Genomic DNA, 19,282 nt, shown 5'->3' with positions numbered 1-19,282 from the left:
ATTAGCGCGTGGTAGAAGCCTCTTCCAAGGCATCTTCTTTTTGGTTCTCTTCTTCTGTATGGCCGGGCTGGGCTTTGGTGCCGGTTTCCACTAAATCAGATTTAGCGGCCAGGCTACCACTGGTGATATGCTCTTCAATGGAGCTACCCAGCTCATTGTATTTGGCGTAGCGTTTGGCATAAATCTCTGCCCGCTCCTGGTTAGGGAAATATTCGGCGTCAAAGCCTTGTCCCATGACGGCCATGGCATCTTCTACTTTCTCGTAGAGACCGGCTGCCGTGGCGGCAAACATGGCTGCACCCACGGCGCAGGTTTGCTCAGACTTATGCACCCTTATGGGCATGTTCATGACATCGGCCATCATCTGCATGATGAACGGTGATTTCTTGGCCACGCCACCTAAGCCAATCAAGCCCTTTACCGGCACGCCCTGCTCTTCAAAACGGTCTACTATTTTCTTCGCGCCAAAGCAGGTAGCCTCTACCAGCGCGCGGAACACGCGTGGCGCATCGCTACCCAAACCAAGACCGGCTATAGCGCCTTTTAGTAACTGGTTAGCATCTGGCGTACGGCGGCCGTTGAACCAGTCAATGGCAAATTCGTTGTTTTCTGATAGAGGAATCTGATCGGCGGCTTTGCTCAGTTCTGGAATCAATCTGGAAGAGGCTTCCTCTACCAGAGCTTCGGCGGTAGCGGCATCCAGCACTTTGGAGTCTTTCAGCAGGTTCTGCAAAGGCCACATGAGCAGGCGCTTGAACCAGGCATACGTATCTCCGAAAGCCGACTGCCCGGCTTCCATTCCCATCATACCGGGTATGATAGAACCCGGCACCTGACCGCAGATGCCTTTCACCAGCACATCTTTCACCTCGTCCATGGGGGCTACCAGCATGTCGCAGGTAGAGGTTCCCATTACTTTGCTCAGGTGGTACGGCTCTATCTGGCCACCTACGGCGCCCATGTGGCAGTCAAAGGCTCCTACGCCAATCACTACATCGGTGGGGAGGCCTAAAAGTTCGGCCCACTCTGCGCTGATGGTGCCCACGGCCTGGTCTGAGGGGTAGGTCTCGGTGAACAGGCGGGAAGTAAAGCCGCTCAACACTGGGTCCAGGGAGGCGAAGAATTCCTCTGGGGGCAACCCACCAAAGTCTTCGGCCCACAAAGATTTATGACCGGCTGCGCAAACGCTGCGCTTCATAGCGGTTACGTCTGACCCGCCGGTTAACAGAAACGGAATCCAGTCACAGTGCTCTACCCAGGAGTAAGTAGCTTCCCGCACTTGCTCATCTTGTCTGAGCACGTGCAAAAGCTTGGCCCAGAACCACTCAGAGGAATAGATTCCGCCTACGTATTGCAGGTAATTGACATCAAACTTGGTGGCGTGCGCGTTGATCTCCGCGGCCTCGTTTACAGCGGTATGATCTTTCCACAGCACAAACATGGCATTGGGATTATTCTCAAAGCCGGGTAGCAACGCCAACGGCGTTCCGTTTCTGTCAACGGCCACCGGAGTAGAACCGGTAGTATCCACGGAAATGCCTCTTACGGCCTTGGCTACCGCCTCACCTCCGGCCTGCTCAATGCAGTCTTTGATGGTTTTCTCCAACCCCTCTACATAATCTAAAGGGTGCTGGCGCCACTGGTTGGCGGCCGGCTCACAAAACAGGCCCTGGTTCCAGCGCGGGTAGTTGAAAACGGAAGACGCCACTTCTTTGCCATTGCGTGCATCAACCAAGACAGAACGTACCGAATCTGATCCGTAGTCCACCCCAATTACATATGTCTCTTGTCCCATATCCCAAGTTATTGATGTAAAGCTAGTTGGCTTTGGCCGGGCAGAAAGCCCCTGCGGTTACCGATTTATAAATAATTTTCCTTTACCAAAGCATCATTTTACAATTATAATAATTTAGATTTATAAATTGTTATTATGACACTTAATTTTTCACCAGAATTTCCCGCCTCTGTCATTTACCGGAAATCACACACGAAATGCTCCCAGAAGCTGGCTGCATAAACCGGCAAGGCTCCCGTTTTGGGGCAGTTTTATAGAAACCACCTCCAAAATGGGAGCCTTGCCAAAGACCTCAGGCGTGCTGAATTTCCTCTTGCCAGGATGGGCACCAGGTTAGATCAGGAACTTCTCTGGGTTGGGGATGAACTTCAGGAACGCCTGGAAGTTGTCATAGTACTTCTCTTTGTCCAGCTTGAAGTAGAAGGCTCCTTTGCGGGAGTTCTCTTTGTCTTTCTCGTCTTGCTTTACCAGCAACCCCGTAGACAGCACCTTGCGGCTGAAGTTGCGCTTGTCAAACGTGGTGTCATAGAGCTTCTCGTAAAGGGTCTGTAGCTGCGGCAGGGTGAACTTCTCAGGCAACAATTCAAACAAGATGGGGTGCAGGGCCGCTTTGTAGCGCAGGCGCATTTTGGCCATCTCTACCATCTGCTCGTGGTCAAAGATGAGTTGGGGCTTCTCGCTGAGCAGAAACCACTCTGCGTGGTAATCTGAGCTCAGCTGGGCCTGGTACTTCTGAATATCAATAAGAGCGAAATACGGCACCACAATGGTACGCTCCACAGGGTCACGGTTAGGCTCACTAAAAGCCGAGATCTGCTCCAGGTACACTCCTTCCAGCCCGGTCAGTTGCTTTAGAACGCGCTGGGCACCTACTTCCAGGCTCTCATGGGGCTGAACGAACCCGCCCATCAAGCTCCACTTATTTTTCTCGGGGGCAAATCCTCTCTGGATCAGCAACAGCTTGAAATTCTCGCCGTCAAACCCAAAGATGATACAGTCAACGGCAACAAGAAACCTTGTTTGCCCGGCATACTTCATCATTTCACTTGTATTTTTTGCGGCAGTACCACTAGCAGGCAAAGCTACCACGTCTTCTTCTGTAACCTTATTTTCCATATGAATTACCTGGTCTATGCTGCCTTTGTGCCCCGGCTTGGGGTGGCTGCGCAAACGCTGCCTGAGAAACCGCAAATGAGGCACAGGGTACCACCGGTTAGGTGGTTAAAACCTCTGAAATTACAGAGCAGGACGCTCTTTCCCAAAGCACTGCCTTTAGACCTGGCAAGCTGGCCTCCCCGTTTCAGGCCCGTTTTAGCCAAAAGGCCCCTAAAACGCCTCTCCTAAGACGGTCCGGTACTTAGAGCAATAGTGGAGGAAAAGGTTTAATAAAGAAATCCCCGGAAATTATCCTGAGCAATAATTTCCGGGGAGAACAAAGGCTTTACGGTACGCTGAGAGTTACTTCGCAGCGAATTTGTACACGGTGGTGGTGTTGTAGGTCTGGCCGGGCTTCAGCACGGTGCTGGGGAAGTTTGGCTGGTTTGGCGTGTCTGGAAAGTGCTGGGTCTCCAGGCAGAACGCCGACCGGAACTCATCTTTGGTACCGTTCTTCAGCGTGTGGCTGGCATCCATGAAGTTGCCGCTGTAGAACTGCAGGCCTGGCTCCTGGGTGTGTACTTCCATGGTGATACCGCTCTTCTCTCCGGTTATGGTGGCCACTTTCTCCATTTCTGATCCGGCGCTTCCGTTCAGGACATAGTTGTGGTCATAGCCGTTGCCGTGCTGTAGCTGCTCGTTCTGGTCTTTGATCCTGGCTCCAATGGCCGTGGCCTGGCGGAAATCAAAAGGAGTGCCCTCTACCGGCGCAATGCCCGTAGGGATGAGGGTAGAGTCTACCGGGTTGTACCTGTCTGCGTTGATCTGCAGGGTATGGCCCAGGATGTCACCGCTGCCTTCACCGTTCAGGTTAAAGTAAGTGTGGTTGGTGAGGTTGACGTGGGTGGTTTTGTCAGTGGTTGCCTGGTAGTTGATCTTTAGCTCGTTGTCATCGGTGAGGGTGTAGGTCACTTTGGTGGTGAGCGTGCCGGGGTAGCCCTCTTCCATGTCTCTGGACACGTAGGTGAGCTCCAGGGTTTTGTCGTCTACCTGCCGGGCGTCCCACACCACGCGCGAGAAGCCTTTGTTGCCGCCGTGCAGGTGGTTGGCGCCGTTGTTGGTGGCCAGCGTGTACTCCTTGCCTTCCAGCTTGAACTTGCCTTTGGCAATGCGGTTGCCGTACCGGCCAATGGTAGCCCCGAAGAAGGTATCGGCGCCCTCGGTGTAATCTTCCACGTTGTCAAACCCCACGGACACATCGGTGAGGTTGCCGTTCTTATCGGGTACCAGCAGGCTTACCACGCGGCCCCCGTAGTTGGTGATGGCCACCTGGACATTGTTCTGGTTTTTGAGCACGTACAGATCGGTTTGCTTGCCGTCTATGGTCTTCTGGAAATTGGCGCGGGCGGGTAGTTTCACTTGGTTGGCGGTGGTAGAGGTTTGCGTTTGGGTTTCTTTAGATTCCTGGTTTCCGGAGTTTTGGTTACAGGCGCCGGCAAACAGCAGGGCGCTTAACAGCAGGGCAGAAACAGGTCTTCGTACGTATTTCATGGGCTAGTTATGAGTTTTAAGGGACTATTTTCTAAAACTGAGCTAAAAGCGGTGAAAACAAAACTTACTGCGCCAGGGCAACCACCGGCCACTGCTCCTTATCCCAGGTTAGCTTCTCTATGCGCAGTTTAGGCCGGCCATTCTCCGCAGCGCTGTAGCCGTGGAAAACAAGGTAATCGGTACCGTCAAAGGTGTAGACCGAGTTGTGCCCTACCCCGTTCCAGGCGGCATTCCCCTCCAGCAAAATAGTGCCGCCGCCCGCGTCCATGGCCACGCCGTTCTTGTCCAGGTACGGACCCTGTACCTTTTTAGACCGGCCCACAATCATCTTGTAATCGCTTTTGGCGCCTTTGCAGCAGTAGTCAATGGAAGCGAACAGGTAATAATAACCGTTTTTCTTGAAAATAAAAGGGGCTTCTATCGCATTTCCGCCCGCCTCCGGCGGATTACCTGGCAGCGGGGCTGGATTAGTCTGGATGGTGAGGCCCTTTTTTCGGCTGGCGATGGTGATAAACTTGCTGGCATCGTCGGCCACCGACAGGCGGTCTTTGTTCAGTTTCACCAGTTGCAACCCGCCCCAGAAAGACCCGAACGAGAGCCAGGGCGTGCCTTTCTCGTCGGTGACCAGGTTGGGGTCAATGGCGTTCCAGTTGGTCTGCCCCGGAATAGACTCTATGATCTTGCCGTGGTCCACCCACTTAAAGTTCTTGTCCTGCGGGTCCAGCGTCACGTTGGTGGCCAGCCCAATGGCCGAGGTGTTTTTCCCGAACGCCGAGATGGAGTAGTACAGGTAATACTTGCCCTTGTAGAAGCTGATGTCGGGGGCCCAGATGTGGTTGTTCTTGAACCCGGCCACCGCTTGCACCGCCCACTCCGGCGCCGTGGCAAACACCGGTTTCTCGCGTTTCCAGTTCTGCAGATCGGTAGAGGACAGCACCGAAATACCCGGGCCGGTACAGAACAGGTAGTACGTTTTGCCCTGTTTGGCCATGACCGGGTCATGCACCGTGATGTCACTGATGGGCCGGGTCTCTGCTTTCTGCGTTGCCGTCGTTGCCGGCGTGGTGGTTACCTGTCTGGCCTGTGCGCATCCCATTCCCGCCACCAGGCACAAGGCAACGTAAAATTGTCTGACTATCTTTTTCATACTTTTCGGTATTTGTTTCCAGGCCGATTCTTTGAAAACAGGCCTGAAACAGTTCTGTTACTAATTCCTTCTTGTCCACTTCCAGGGTCGGATACCGGTACTGGTATTCCTTGGGGCAGCTGCGCTTATCTTCCCGGGCTCGCCGTTTCCGGGCTTGGGAACACCAGCACAAAGCCGCCGTTGGGTTTCACGGTCACGGTGTAGTTGCCGCTGGCCGGCACTTCCACGCGCTGCTGCTGAAAGCCGGTAGCCTCCTGCCCGTCGGTGATCAAACTGCCTTTCTTTTGGGGCAGGAAGGAAAGGTCCAGCCGCAGCTCTTTGGCGGTATTCTCGCCGTTGATGCCGGCCACGTACCAGCGGCCGTCGGCCTGGCGGGCCATCACTACTTCTTTCCCGGGGTAACCGTCAATGAACCGGGTATCTTCCCACACGCTGGGCACCTGGCGCATGTATTCCTGCACATAGGCCGGCATTTTGGCCATACCCGAGGGAATCTCCACGTAGTGCTGAATGCCTGACGTGAACAGCACCGAGAGCGCCAGCTCAAAGCCCTGGGTAGTTTTCCGGGTGATGTTCGGGATTCTATCCAGGTTCACCGGTGTGAAATCCATGGGGTCAAAGACGTTGCGGGTAAACGGAATCACGGTGGCGTGGGCCGGGGCCTCGTCGGCGTTCTGCTGGTCAAAGGTGATAAACTCAAACCCTTTGATCGACTCCATGGTCATGAGGTTGGGATAGGTGCGCTGCCAGCCGCGGGGCAGGGTACAGCCGTGGAAATTGACCAGCAGTTGGTAGTCGGCGGCGTCTTTCAGGATGTCAGTGTAGTACTGCATCACGCTTTGCCCATCGCCCCCGAAGAAATCCACCTTCACGCCTTTGATGCCCATGTCCCTCAGGCGGCCAAACTCCTGCTGGCGGCTCTGGCGGGTGAGCATTTTGTCTTTGGGCGTGTAGGGCGTAGAGTTCCAGTCGCCGGCCGAGTTATACCACAGCAGCAGATCTACGTTTTGGGTCCTGGCGTAGTCAGCTAGTTCTTTCATCTTCTCGTAGCCGATTTTCCGGTCCCATTCGGCGTCAATGAGGCAGTAGCTCCATTTCATGCGGCTGGCGTAGTCAATGAAGCGTTTCTGCACGTCGTACACGGTGGAATCGTCTTTGAGCAGGGCCCAGCTCCAGGCGGACTTGCCGGGTTTGATGAACGAGGGGTCTAGTTTTATGGCTGGTTTGGCCAGATCGGTTCCCAGGGTAGACTCCGCAATGGTCTTGAGCGACCCCACGGCAATGATGCGCCAGGGCGTGTACCACGGCAAAGAAGATTCTGGGTTCACCACCCCACCGGACATTTTCTCGGCTTCCTGCGGAAACGCGATGCGGTACTCCCCGCCGGGAGCGTGCTGCGCCAACCGGGAACCGCAGTAATCGCCCTCCGGGGCCGACTCCGTGATCAGGGCCCAGTTCTCTCCTGTCTGAAAAAGCGCCGGGAACACCCAACCCGCCTTGAGCGGCGACGGCGTGCCCACCGGGATGCCCTTCAGGTAATGCTCCTCATACGAGGGGTTGGTCTGGCTCCAGCCGGTTTTAGCATCAGACATAGGTTGCAACCAACCTTTGGCATGCTCCGGAAACCTGAAACTGGTCACCTCCTGGCTGATCCGTTTTTTCTCTGAGGTCTGCCCGGGGAAGTAGTAGCGGAACGCCACGCCGTCGTCAGAGACCTGGAAAATAACATCCATTTTCTGGCCTTGGGCGTTTTTCAGGTGGAACGTGCGCTTGTGGGCCTTGTACGTGTTGCGCTTGCGCTTGGCCGTGAGGATCTCATAAGTGTTCTGCACCTCCTCCACATTAGACACGGCTTCCAGCGCCAGGCCTTGGGTAAAATCGGCATCTTCCATGCGCACACCCAGTCTGGAAGCCTGCAGGACCGGCACCCCGGCCTTGGCCACCGAGTAAGCAGCCTGCTGGTCTGGCGTAAGATGGAACCGCACCGAGATGCTTTTGTCGGGGCTCTCCACCAGGTAGTCGCTTTCTGTAGAAGCGCTGGAAGTGGTGCCGTTTTTGCGGGAGCATGCCCCCAGCAGGAACAATCCCAGCACTAGAAATCCGGCGAAACGCGTAGCAGATTGTATCATTCTATGGGTACAGTTTAAAAGCTTGTTGATGTCAAAACGCAGCGGGAGCCGTTTCCGGCCTTATTCTCAGAAATCAGCCCAAAAACAACTCGCCGTACATTTCACCCTGGCTCGGATTTACTTGTGTGGCTTATTGGGGCCCCCGTGGGAGGCCTAGAAGCAAATCCGTGCTTTGGTACGGAATGGTAAAAGGAGTTGAGGGAAGCGATCCCTGTTTTAGGGCTAAATCTCCCAAAACAGCCCTAAAACGGAACCACTGAAACGAAACCGCTTCCTCTCGTTACTTGGTATTCTTTGAGTATTGCCCCGGGTTAGGCGTTACTTTCACCCTGATGACGTTCACCGAGTAAGGCTCCAGCGCCAGCTTCACCCGCTTGTTTTTTACCTGCACCTGCTGCTGCACCGGACTGATGGCCGTAGGGTTGGCAAAGGAGTTCATCTGCTCCAGGTTGTTGCTTCTCAGTTTCTGCACGGTGCCCTTGCTTTGCGTGCTCTTCACGCCCTCCAGCACAAATTCCCCCTCCTGTGCCTGGCGCGAAGTGTTCACCACTTTCAGGATCACTTCGTTCGTCTTTCTGTCCAAGCTGGCCGAGGCAAACAGGCTGTCCTGCCCCGTCACGTTAACATTGTTGCGCTGAATGGGCACCAGGTGCGTGCCTACGTTGGTGGAGAACAGCTTCTGCACGTAGTAATTAGGCGTGCCGTAAGACTGCAGGTTGTTCACCCAGATCATGTCGGGCGTCCACTGCCAGCCCTCTTCGTGGGCGAACAGCGGCGCGTACGAGGCCATTACTACCACATCGGCGTTGCGCTCCAGACCGGTCATAAACGCCGCCTCTGACAAAGCGCCGCGCCAGTTGTTTTTGTTGTCTGGGCTGGCAATGGCTACGGTCTGGGCCGCATATTCCCCGGCGAAGATCTTGGGACCTTTGCGGTCATAGGCATCATAGCGGGTGGCGTTCTGCTGGAACCACTCCGGCGCCCGGTAGTAGTGCTCGTCAATAATGTCGGCGTTGAGGCTGCGCATGGTTTTGTTCAGATACTCAAACTCAGGCCCGTCTGGGAAAGGACCGGTGGTGGTGATGAGTTTCACCTCTGGGTACTTGGCCCGAAGCGCCTTCTCAAACACCTTGTAGCGCTCTACGTACTGCTCTCCCCACTGCTCATTGCCCACGCCCAGGTACTTCATGTTGAACGGAGCCGGGTGGCCCATCTGCGCGCGAATTTTCCCCCAGGGAGAATCCACGGGGCCGTTGGCGAACTCAATCAGGTCCAGCGCATCCTGCACGTAGGGGTCTAACTGGTCCAGCGGCACCACCTCACCGGTATTGAACTGGCAGGCCATGCCGCAGTTAAGAATGGGCAGCGGCGCGGCGCCAATGTCTTCGGCTAATTGAAAATACTCAAAGAAGCCCAACCCGAAGGTCTGAAAATAATCGGGCGTATGGCGGTGCTTAAACTCGGTGTTCCAGCGGTTCACCAGGGTTTCTCTGTCTTCAATAGGCCCTATGGTTTTCTTCCACTGGAAACGCTCGGCCAGCGTACGGCCCTCCACAATACACCCGCCGGGGAAGCGCAGAAAGCCGGGCTTCAGGTCGGCCAGGAGCTGCACCATATCGGCGCGCATGCCGTTGGGGCGCTGCTTCCAGGTGTTTTTGGGGAACAGCGAAATCATGTCCAGGTCTACGGTGCCGGTGCCTTGCGCCAGCAGCTGTAGTTGCGCCTTAGGCTCGGTAGCGGTGGCGGTAAGGCTTACCTCATACTTTTTCCACTCGTTACCTGCAGGTGTTACTTTGCCGGTCCCAATTTCTTCTCCCTTGGCATTGACCAGGCGCACGGTCAAAGGCACTGAACCCGTGCCTTGCTGGCGCGCCAGTACACTAAAGTTGTACTGTTCGCCTTTCTTGATGCCCATGCCCCGGAAACCTTCGTTGGAAAGCCCGTAGGTCCCGTTGTTGGTTTTAGAGGTCAGCCGGATAAACCTTGGGTTGGCTTTTCCCTCTACCCCGGTGTTGATCATGAGAAGACTGCCTTCGGTGTCGTTCTTCTTCAGTTCTTTCCAGCCCATGAGGGGCGTATCAAATTCAAAGGAGCGGTTCTTGACCAACTCCGCGTAGATACCGCCATCGGCACCCAGGTTAATGTCTTCAAAGAAAATCCCGTACATGGTGGGGGCAATCTCGCCGTACACCTGGTCTGCTTTCACCTGGAAAGTTCTGGTGGCACTGGTCTGCGCCGACAGGTTGAGCGCCAGCATGCAACTGGCGGCCAATGCCGTAAAAGAAAGGGTTTTGTGTGTCATGGTAATCAAAATAGAATACTGTGAACAATCATTTCTGGCAGGCAGATGGGCCCAGCCTGTATTATCAAATGAGTTTTACTTCAGCAAGCGCACCTCATAGATGCCGGCCGTGGAAGAACCTTCCTTTGCCTTGAAGGTCACCTTGAGGAGGTTATCAGAGGCTTTGTTGAGGATCTCTGCGGGAATAGCGTAGTCTACCTCCACAAACTTTTCGCCGCCGGTACCGTCTGCTGTTACCGTCTGCAGCACTTTGTCATTCACCAAGATCTGGAAGTTGCGGTCGCGGTCCAGCCCGTAGTAGGTAACGCGTAGTTTGCGGGGCCCCTGACCTTTGTTTTTCAGGTTGTAGCTGAACCAGCCGCTGGCGTGGCGCCAGTGCCGGTCTTTGAACACGCCCGCCTCGGTGCGTTCGCCCTGGAAGCCGTGGTCAGATTCAGGCTGCTGCTCTCCCGGCGACACCTGGTCAACGGTAATGGCGGCCAGCGCCAGCTTCTCTCTTTCCTTTTCATGGAGGGCTGCCTTACGGGCCTCCAGCTCCTCAGGCGTGGTCACGGGCCAGTACACCATGTAGCGGGCATCATGGATCTGGTAAAAAGGCACCAACTGCACAGGCTGCTCTGTTTTTTGCCCGGCCAGCCCAGACAAGGTGAAGGTCAACGGCTTGTCCGGCAGCGACGAGAGGTAAGACGTCAGGTCTTTGCCAGAGGAAACCAGCACCGGGGCTTCTTCCAGCGAATACATGGGTCCGTGGGCAATGTGCCCCATGCGGCTCCCATCGGCTACCAGGCCGGTTAAATCCGTTTTGCCGGTTTCGGCGGCCAGCACAATGGGGCCGTGCACAAACGACACCCAGGGTGATTTGTCCGGCAGGTACTCGGCTTTGGTTTCCATGGGCAACAAAACGGTGACCACGTCCCCAGACTTCCATTTGCGTTCAATGCCCGCGTAGCCGTTGGCCGAAGCAGTTGGCTTTACCTCTTTGCCGTTCACCAGTAGCTTAAAGCCATTTTCCCGTACCCATTCTGGCTGCCGGATGAAGACAGTAAACTTGCGGGCTTTCTTCAGTTTCAGCTCTACCTCTGATTTTTCCTCGAAAGGGAAACGAGTGGTTTGGGCCAGGGTCAGGCCTTTGTCTTTCCACTCCAGTTCTGACGGAATGAACAGGTTCAGGTACAGGTCTTGGTCTGCGTGCGCGTAAATGAGCTCCCCGTATTTTCCGTGGTTCTCCAGACCTGAGCCCACGCAGCACCAAAAACTTTCCTGCGGACTGGAGTACACCCGGTAATGCCGCGGCCGCATAGACGTGAAGTACACAAACCCACCCCGGGTGGGGTGCTGCGACGAGAGAATGTGGTTGTAGAGCGCCCGCTCATAGTAGTTGAGGTAACTGGCCGAGGCACTGTTGAGGTACAACTGCTTCGTGAGTTTGAGCATGTTGTAAGTATTGCAGGTCTCCGGCCCCTCATTGCTCTCAATCATGGACGAGAAGTTATTGGCCGGGTGGAAGTGCTCCCGCACGCTGTTGCCGCCAATAGAAACCGTGCGGTTGTTCACCACCGTTTTCCAGAAGAAATCAGCCGCATTGGTCCAGGTCTTATCTCCGGAGACTTCGGCCACCCGTTGGTAGCCAATCACCTTCGGGATCTGGGTGTTGGCGTGCATGCCGTTCAGTTGGTCCTTGCCCTGCAGCAAGGGGGTAAGCACGGAGGTCTGTGAAAAACGTTTTGCGAGAGTTAAGTATTTTTGGTCACCTGTCATCTCCGCCACATCGGCAAAGACTTCGTTCAGGCCGCCGTGCTCACTGCGGAGCATGTCCTGAATCTGGGCATCGGTGAGGTTGGCGGTCAGGTCCAGCGCCCAATCAGTAAGCTTGATGAGCATGTGCTTGGCCTTCTCGTTTCTGGCAAACCAGTAGGCATCGCGCAGTCCGGCGTAGGTTTTGTGGATGTTGTACAAGGGCACCCACTTCTTGTTCAGATCAAAACCTCCGGCGTTTATCTTGCCGGTCTTGATCTCCTGCCACATCTGCTTGCCCCCGGGCGTGCTGCCCAGGTAGCCATCGGGGCTTTTTTGCTGACAGGCCTCCAGCTGGTCTACCATGTAATTGATGCGGCGCAGGAGCTCAGGATTACCCGTAGAAGCGTACATCAGGGACAAAGCCGTTAGGTAGTGGCCGCCAATGTGCCCATCTAACCCGGTGTTCTCCCAGTTGCCGTAGTTTTCGGCCTTGGGCCGGATTCCGGCTTCTTTCTGGAAAGGAGCCAATAAACGGTCCATGTCCAACTCCAGAATGTACTTCAGGTCGGTCTGTTGCGCCTGCTGAAAAGGACTTTCCAACAATCGCACCGAAGACAGGGGGAAACTTTCTAATTTACCCGTTTGGGCATACCCTAACACCGGAAGCAACGCAACTGCTAAAACCCGAAAAGCTTTGTGTATCATCAGCACTCGTACTTGAAAAATTTAGAATGTATTTGCTCTTCTTAGCCACCATTGACCATTATGAGCCTATTTTTCAGAAAGTAGCCCTTAAACAGAAGAAAAGTAAAGAAGCAGGTGCACTAGAGAAGATTTAACTCTCTGTACACCTGCATTCCCAAACTACCCTATTTCTTTTTCAGCCAGATGGCTAATCCGCCCCCGTTCAAACCCGTCATGACAATGGTAGAGGGCTTTTTATTCTCCCAGTCCCGTTCCCTGGACACGTGCAGCCTGTCAATGAACATGCCGCCGGCCCAACGTAGCTCCAGCCAGGGGGCCGTGTAGGTCCAGGTGTTGTTGGGGTCATTGTTGATGGTTCCGTTGGCCGATAACATGGTGTTGAAAGCCTCAGACAAGTTAGGATTGGTTTGCTCGTTCCCGAAGCCCGGCACCACCGTTTGGGTAAGCACAATCTGCTCATAGTCGCCGGCCAGCTCGGCGGTGGTCACCGGCGTCTGCTCTACGTTGGCGTACCGCTCCGGCGACACCATGGGCCAGCCGTCCGGCGTCCAGAAGATCTTACGCACGTGCATCACCATGAAGCCTGGGTTTACGCCCGGCCGGCCCTGGTGCGCCATGTAGTACTGCCCGTTGTCCTGGAACACGGCCGGGTGCGACACCCCTTGCCAGCCGCCGTGGTTCATGAACTTATAAGGCGACAGGATCATGGGGCCGTTGTCTGCCTCATTGTCTACGTTGACGCCGTTCCAGTCCAGGAAAGGCCCGTTGGGGCTGGTGGAGCGGAACACCCGCACGTTGTACTTGGTAGACAGCCAGTCATAGGCCACAAACAGGTAATACATCTGGGTCTGCGGATTGTAGATGATCTCGGGGCCTTCCAGGTTGCCGTTGGGCAAGTTGCCGGATCTTCCTCTGCGGGCAATGCGCACCCCTTTGTCGCCGGAGGCTAAAGGCAAACCGGTAGCGGGGTTCAATTGCAGTTCAAACAGGCCGTCCCAGGAAGAGCCGTACACCATCCAGTGCTCCCCGCCCGGGGTCACCACCACCGATGGGTCAATGGCATTGGTACCCGGGCCTTCATTGACGGAGGTTACCACCAGGCCTTTTTCGGTCCAGGGGCCTTCCGGCGAGCTGGAGGTAAGCAACCCAATGGCGCTTACCCGGCCCTGGGTGGCCGCCAGCGAGTAATACAGCCTGAACTCACTCCCTACTTTCATGATGTACGGGGCCCACAAGCCCTGCACCGGCGTGGCGCCGTTAGAGGTGATGTGCTGCACCGCCAGGGAAGGCAGGGCGTTTACCGCCCACCCCACGTACTGCCAGTCTACCAGGTCTCTGGACCTGCGCACCATGATGCCCACCCTGGGGGTAGCCCCGTAGGCTACATCGGTGCTGTAGGCGTAAAACCACTCGCCGTGTTTTACAATGGAAGGATCATGCAGGTTGTAGGGCCCCCACTGCATAAAGAAGGCGCTGTTGGCCAGGTGCGCGTAGGTGTCGGTGAGCCCGTCCAGGGTGAAGGGCTTGGGAGCAAAGATCTCCGGGTCTATCTCGGTTAGGGCCTCCTCGTCGTCCTGACAGGCCGAAGCGAAAACCGTAGCTGTTAGCAGCGTATAGGTGACTATTTTTTTGAAGAAGTTCATCATGATTGCCCAGTGTTTGACAGGTGTTTTTTCAACGAAGCTTGAACCTAGCCACCGCCTGAACTTACTTTACAGAGAAGCCCAGGCGGCAGCGATGGTCATTTTTCTATTTGTTTGCCGGGTTAGGCAGCAGGTTGGCGTTGTTGTCTAGCTCAGACTGCGGAATTGGCAGGTACTCGTTGCCGGGGGTCCAGGTGTTGAAATCATCATCGTGCTCTTTCAGCATGGCCAGCTTGGCCGGGTCATACAACCAACCCCACCGGATAATGTCATGGATTCGCTGGCCTTCAATGGCAAACTCCAGGGCCCGCTCATGGGCAATCTGGTCCCGCATCTGCTCCTGGTTCATGTTAGGCCGCACCGTGGCCAGGTCTGGCAACTTGGCCCTTGACCGCACCTGCTGGATGTACGGGTAGGCTTCAGCGGTACGGCCCAGTTCGTTCAGCACCTCGGCGTACATGAGCAGGATATCAGCGTACCGCAGCACCCGGTAGTTCATCCCGCCGGTCTCTGGCGTCTCAAACGGCACCCCCAGACCTTCCATGGTATATTTCCTTGGATAAATCTTGTCCCGTAAGCTAGCTGTCCATGGAGCTCCGTAGGCCGTGGTGTTGCCTTCGGCCTCGTTGTAGTACAGAATGGTGGCCGGCAACCGGGGGTCTACCTGGTTGTCTACCGTTTTCTCCTGCCTGTATTCATTGTAGATCCACTGAGTAGGCTGGTAATCAGACCAAGCTTTGCCTTCCATTCCGTAGGCTACCGGCAAGGCAATGAATTGCCGCCAGTTGGCGCTTGGCTCGCCGGTCCAGTTGCCCACCGAACCGCCCGTGGCGCTGAACTGCACCTCAAACAAAGACTCGGCATTGTTCTCATTGGTGGTGGTGAAGTTGTCTCGGTAATTAGGCACCAGGGAGTAAATTCCTTGCAAGGGCCCGGTGAAGAACTTGGCTAGCTGTGCCTCTGCCTGGGGGTACATTTTGCGGTAGAGGTACGCCTTGCCCAGCATACCGGCCGCGGCGCCTTTAGTGGCCCGCCCTTTCTGCCCTCTGTCTGGTCCCACCACGTTGTCATAGTTGATTGGCAGCATCTCTTCACCGTTCCGCAAATCAGAGAATATCTGGTTCCAAAGCTCCTCCTCAGTGGCGGTGGCAGGGTAGTACTGCGTTTTGTCAACGGGCGGTTCCGTTACCACCGGTACCGCTTTGTACGTGATGGCCAGGTTGTAATAGGCCAACCCGCGCAAAAAGTAGGCCTGGCCCAGAATTCTTCTTTTTGCATCATCGCCAATAATGCTGGCGTCCATCTTGCCCACGCTGGAAATCACCTGGTTAGCCCGAAAGATGAGCATGTAGTGGTCTCTCCAGATCCATTGCGTTTCTGCGGCATTGGTGGGGAGTGTGAACTGACCGCCTAGCTCCAGGTAAACGGCCGGGCTGTCGCCGTACATGTCGTCTCCGCGGCTGTCATTGAAGCTGGGGAAAGTTCTCTGGTAGGTGCCGTCTGTGACCAAGGCATTGTACACAGCGGTTATCCCGGCAAAGGCCTGGGCTTCGGTGGCCCAGTAAGCATCTGCGGTTTGCTGGTTAGGGTTGGTGATCTCTAATTTATCATCGCAGCTGGACATAAGCATCAACGCGACAACCCAATATGTAATCTTTTTCATTTTAAACCTCTTTTGCGTAAAACAAACCTGAATTGATAGGACTAGAAGCCAACCTGCACACCCAACATCACCGTCCTGGGCCTTGGGAAAGAGCCGTTGTCAAAGCCAGGCTCAAACACGCCAGCCGTGAAGTCTGGATTGTAGCCTTTGTATTTCTGGAACGTGTAGAGGTTCTGGCCCGTGAGGTACACCCGCGCCTTGTTGATGCCTTTGACAAAACTTGGTTTGAAGTTGTAGCCCAGAGACACGGTATTGATGCGCAGGTGCGTTCCATCCTGCAGCCAGCCTTCACGGTTAGAGTCCCGGCCGTTTTCGTTGGGGTCTGTCCAGATCAGGCGCGGAATGTTGGTATCCGTGTTGGTAGAGGTCCAGCGGTCCAGGATATCCTCGTGCCAGTTGTCATCACCGCCGGTGTGCATCAGGGTGCGGTACAGCCGGCTGTTGATCAGGTACCCACCTTTGCCCGAGGCGAAGATGGTCAGGTCAAAGCCTTTGTAGGAAGCGTTGATGTTGATGCCATAGTTGTACTTGGGAATACCACTGCCCAGGTACGTACGGTCATAGGTGTCAATGAGGCCATCCGGGGTTCCTTCTGGTCCGCTGATGTCCCGGAACTTCAAGTCGCCCGGCGCGGTACCCGGCTTCTGGAACGCGTGGTTGTCAATCTCTTCCTGCGACTGGAAGATGCCGTCTACTAGCCAGCCGTAATGCCGGCCCACTTCACCGCCAATCTCGGTGATAGAACCCACGCCCAATCTTGAGTTCACGTTGGTTCCCAGGCTCAGCACCTCGTTCTTGAGGGTAGTGAAGTTCCCCGAAATTCCAAACTGGAAGTCGCCGATGGTCTGGTTGTAGCCGGCGGTGAACTCAAACCCTTTGTTCACCAGGGTTCCGGCGTTTACCAGCAGGTTGGCATTCACAGACCCCACCGAGGCGGGAATGGGAATGTCTACCAGCACGTCTTCACTCTTGCTGTGGTAGTATTCGGCAGAGAAGTCAACCCTTCCCTCAAAGAGCACCGCGTCAAAGCCCACGTTAGTGGTGGTTTTTTCTTCCCACTTAATAGACTCGTCTACCACGCTGGTCTGCAACCCGCCCAGCACCCGTTCGCCGTTGTTAAAGGTGTACACCACGTTGGAGTTGATGGCGGGCAGGTAGCGGTAGTTCCCGATGTTCTCGTTGCCCAGTTTCCCCCAGCTGGCGCGCAGCTTCAGGTCAGACACAATGGTTTTGGGCACCGTGAAGAAGGCTTCGTTGGTTAATTTCCAGCCCAGGGCCAGGGAAGGGAAGTACCCGTATCTGTTCACCGGCGAGAAGCGTGAGGACCCGTCTCTTCGCATGGTAGCGGTTAGCAGGTAGCGGTCATCAAAGCTGTAGTTTACCCGGCCCAGGTAAGAAGAAAGCACGTGGGCGTCCTCGGTACCGGACGAAGTGCTGGTGGCGCCGTTGCTCAGCACCGGGTAGTAAGGCTTGGTGAACCCTTCGGCGTAGCCTTGCTTGAACACGCCGTTTTCTGACTGGTACATCTGCCCCACCAACACGGCCAGGGAGCTTCTGCCCAGGGTAGCCTCGTAGTTCAGGGTGTTTTCAATGAGGGAGCTTTCGTACCTTCTGGAGTTGTCGTTCAGGCGGGCAATGGCATTGGGGAAGAAGTACCCCAGGTTGAACGTGGGGATAAAGGTTTTATCCCTAGCGGTTACCACGTCATGGCTCAGGTTGAGTCTGTACTTCAGGTTATGGTTGGCTCTCTTGAGCAGCTGCAGCTCACCGTAGCCGCTGGCAAAGATGCGGTCCACGTCGGTAGTGCTTTTGATCAGGCTGTTGTAGCCAATGCCGTTGAGCGAGATGGCATCTTCCCTTTCCTGCAGGGTGCCGCCAAAACCGCCCTCATTGGCTGGGTCATATACCGCCATGGTAGGGATGGCGATCACCAGGTCATTGATCAGCGGAGGTCTGCCCCCGGCCAGCACGCCATCGGCGGTTACCAGGCCGTTTTCGTCAGATCTGGCGTAAAACAAAGACTGGCCAAACTTAAAGATGCCTTTCTCCAGGGTAGAGTTTACCCGGGCGGTATAGCGCTCATACGTGGGGCCGTTACCTACGTAGGTTCCTTTGTTTCCGAAGTAGTCCAGCGAGATGTTGTAGGTGCTGGAAACGCCGCCCCCAGACAGGTTGATGTTGTGGTTCTGCCGGTTGCCGGTTCTCAGGCCTTCCTCCTGCCAGTCGGTGTCAATGTTGTTGACAAACCGTGGGTTGTTGGGATCGTTGGCCGGCGCCAGCGCCTTGGTGCCCGACCGCAAGCGGGACTCATTGTTCAGGATCTGGTAGTTGGCGCGGTTGGTCACCGGCATTTTCTGCCATACCTGGTCAATGCCGTAGTACCCGTTGTATTCTACCTGCAACGGCGTGTCTTTCCGGCCCTGGCGGGTGGTGATGATCACTACCCCGTTGGCGGCCCTTGACCCGTAGATGGCCCCGGCCGATGCGTCTTTCAGCACCTGCATGGATTCAATGTCATTGGGGTTGAAGTCACGGGGCACTCCGGTAATAGGCACCCCGTCAATCACGTACAGCGGATCTGAGTTTCCAAACGTGCCCAGGCCGCGGATCCTTACCTGCGGAAACGCCCCGGGCTGTCCGTCGGTGTTCACGCTCACCCCAGAAACCCTTCCCTGCAGCATGGCGCCTACATCATTGGTAGACACTTTTTTCATGTCGGCTACGTCCACCACGGCCACCGAACCCGTGATGTCGGCCCGGCGCTGGGTTCCGTACCCTACCACCACTACCTCGTCCAAAGACTTGGCGTCTGTCTGCAAGGTCACGTCGATGGTTGTGCGGTTATTGATAGCAACTTCCTGCGGCAAATAGCCAATGTACGAGACCACCAGGGTACCCTCTCCGCTCTGCACGTTCAGCACATAGTTTCCGTCTACATCGGTGGCAGAGGCAATGCTGGTGCCTTTGAGCAAAACGGAAGCCCCTGGCAGGCCTGCCCCACTCGCATCCGTGACTTTACCCTTGATCGTCATGCCCTGTGCCATCACCTGCGTCACGGCGGCATATAATAGAAAGAGTAGTAACATCCACCCTCTTTTACTTAGTAATACTTGCTGCATAGGAGTATGATTATAGATAATGATTGTGCGTTCAACGTAGATCAACAGGACTCAAGAAGGAGTAAGGCGCTTCTGTTAAGTGTAGTTTTAACATTTATTAATTTTTCATAAATGTATCTGTTGTTTATTTTTTTAGCAATAAGCAGGGGGATAAATATTTTCAGAAAATCATTATGGCAACAAACCCACTCTCTGGCCGGTTTACACAGGTTCTCTGGGCAGGTGTAAGGGATGCCTATACCTGCTACATGCGTAAAAGAAGCCTTACCGCAAAAACCCTGGTCGCTTGAGCGAAGGCGCCGGTGAAAGCGTGCTCAAACTTCGTGTGCCTGCGCCTGGAAACCTACTGGCAGGCGCGCCAGTCATTTATTAGTCTATCTTATATAAAGAGGGCCG

10 protein-coding genes are annotated in these 19,282 nt (G+C 55.2%); all 10 read right to left on the bottom strand.

Features of this window, described 5'->3' with window-relative positions:
- Position 1 precedes the first annotated feature (1 nt).
- Positions 2 to 1,795 carry a ribulokinase gene (locus tag JT718_RS07290; protein WP_205501575.1) on the bottom strand — a complete coding sequence of 598 codons (1,794 nt, stop codon included), beginning with the start codon at positions 1,793 to 1,795 and terminating at the stop codon, positions 2 to 4.
- A gap of 333 nt (positions 1,796 to 2,128) precedes the next feature.
- Positions 2,129 to 2,836: an NUDIX hydrolase gene (locus JT718_RS07285; RefSeq protein WP_205501574.1), complete on the bottom strand. Its 708-nt coding sequence runs from the start codon at positions 2,834 to 2,836 to the stop codon at positions 2,129 to 2,131.
- A 417-nt stretch (positions 2,837 to 3,253) separates the two neighbouring features.
- Positions 3,254 to 4,441 carry an aldose epimerase family protein gene (locus tag JT718_RS07280; RefSeq protein ID WP_205501573.1) on the bottom strand — a complete coding sequence of 396 codons (1,188 nt, stop codon included), beginning with the start codon at positions 4,439 to 4,441 and terminating at the stop codon, positions 3,254 to 3,256.
- A gap of 64 nt (positions 4,442 to 4,505) precedes the next feature.
- Positions 4,506 to 5,588 carry an arabinan endo-1,5-alpha-L-arabinosidase gene (locus JT718_RS07275; RefSeq protein ID WP_240336983.1) on the bottom strand — a complete coding sequence of 361 codons (1,083 nt, stop codon included), beginning with the start codon at positions 5,586 to 5,588 and terminating at the stop codon, positions 4,506 to 4,508.
- A 125-nt stretch (positions 5,589 to 5,713) separates the two neighbouring features.
- Positions 5,714 to 7,717 (bottom strand): glycoside hydrolase family 97 protein, encoded by a 2,004-nt coding sequence (locus JT718_RS07270; RefSeq protein ID WP_205501572.1) that lies wholly within the window; start codon positions 7,715 to 7,717, stop codon positions 5,714 to 5,716.
- 280 nt (positions 7,718 to 7,997) lie between these two features.
- Positions 7,998 to 10,019: an alpha-L-arabinofuranosidase family protein gene (locus JT718_RS07265; protein ID WP_240336982.1), complete on the bottom strand. Its 2,022-nt coding sequence runs from the start codon at positions 10,017 to 10,019 to the stop codon at positions 7,998 to 8,000.
- A 75-nt stretch (positions 10,020 to 10,094) separates the two neighbouring features.
- Positions 10,095 to 12,365, bottom strand: coding sequence for a beta-L-arabinofuranosidase domain-containing protein (locus JT718_RS07260; RefSeq protein ID WP_317195494.1), 2,271 nt, complete (start codon positions 12,363 to 12,365; stop codon positions 10,095 to 10,097).
- A gap of 260 nt (positions 12,366 to 12,625) precedes the next feature.
- Complete coding sequence (locus JT718_RS07255) at positions 12,626 to 14,107, bottom strand: arabinan endo-1,5-alpha-L-arabinosidase (RefSeq protein ID WP_205501570.1); 1,482 nt, start codon at positions 14,105 to 14,107, stop codon at positions 12,626 to 12,628.
- A 103-nt stretch (positions 14,108 to 14,210) separates the two neighbouring features.
- Positions 14,211 to 15,767 (bottom strand): RagB/SusD family nutrient uptake outer membrane protein, encoded by a 1,557-nt coding sequence (locus JT718_RS07250; RefSeq protein ID WP_205501569.1) that lies wholly within the window; start codon positions 15,765 to 15,767, stop codon positions 14,211 to 14,213.
- Between the two features lie 41 nt (positions 15,768 to 15,808).
- Entirely contained in the window at positions 15,809 to 18,853 is a 3,045-nt protein-coding gene (locus JT718_RS07245; protein ID WP_205501568.1) for a SusC/RagA family TonB-linked outer membrane protein, read from the bottom strand.
- Between the last annotated feature and the right edge of the window lie 429 nt (positions 18,854 to 19,282).

Origin of the sequence: Rufibacter psychrotolerans (assembly GCF_016924645.1) — a bacterium.
Taxonomy (GTDB): Bacteria; Bacteroidota; Bacteroidia; order Cytophagales; family Hymenobacteraceae; genus Nibribacter; species Nibribacter psychrotolerans.
The sequence above is the reverse complement of the archived record's forward strand: the minus strand, read 5'-3'. Positions and strand labels throughout refer to the sequence as shown.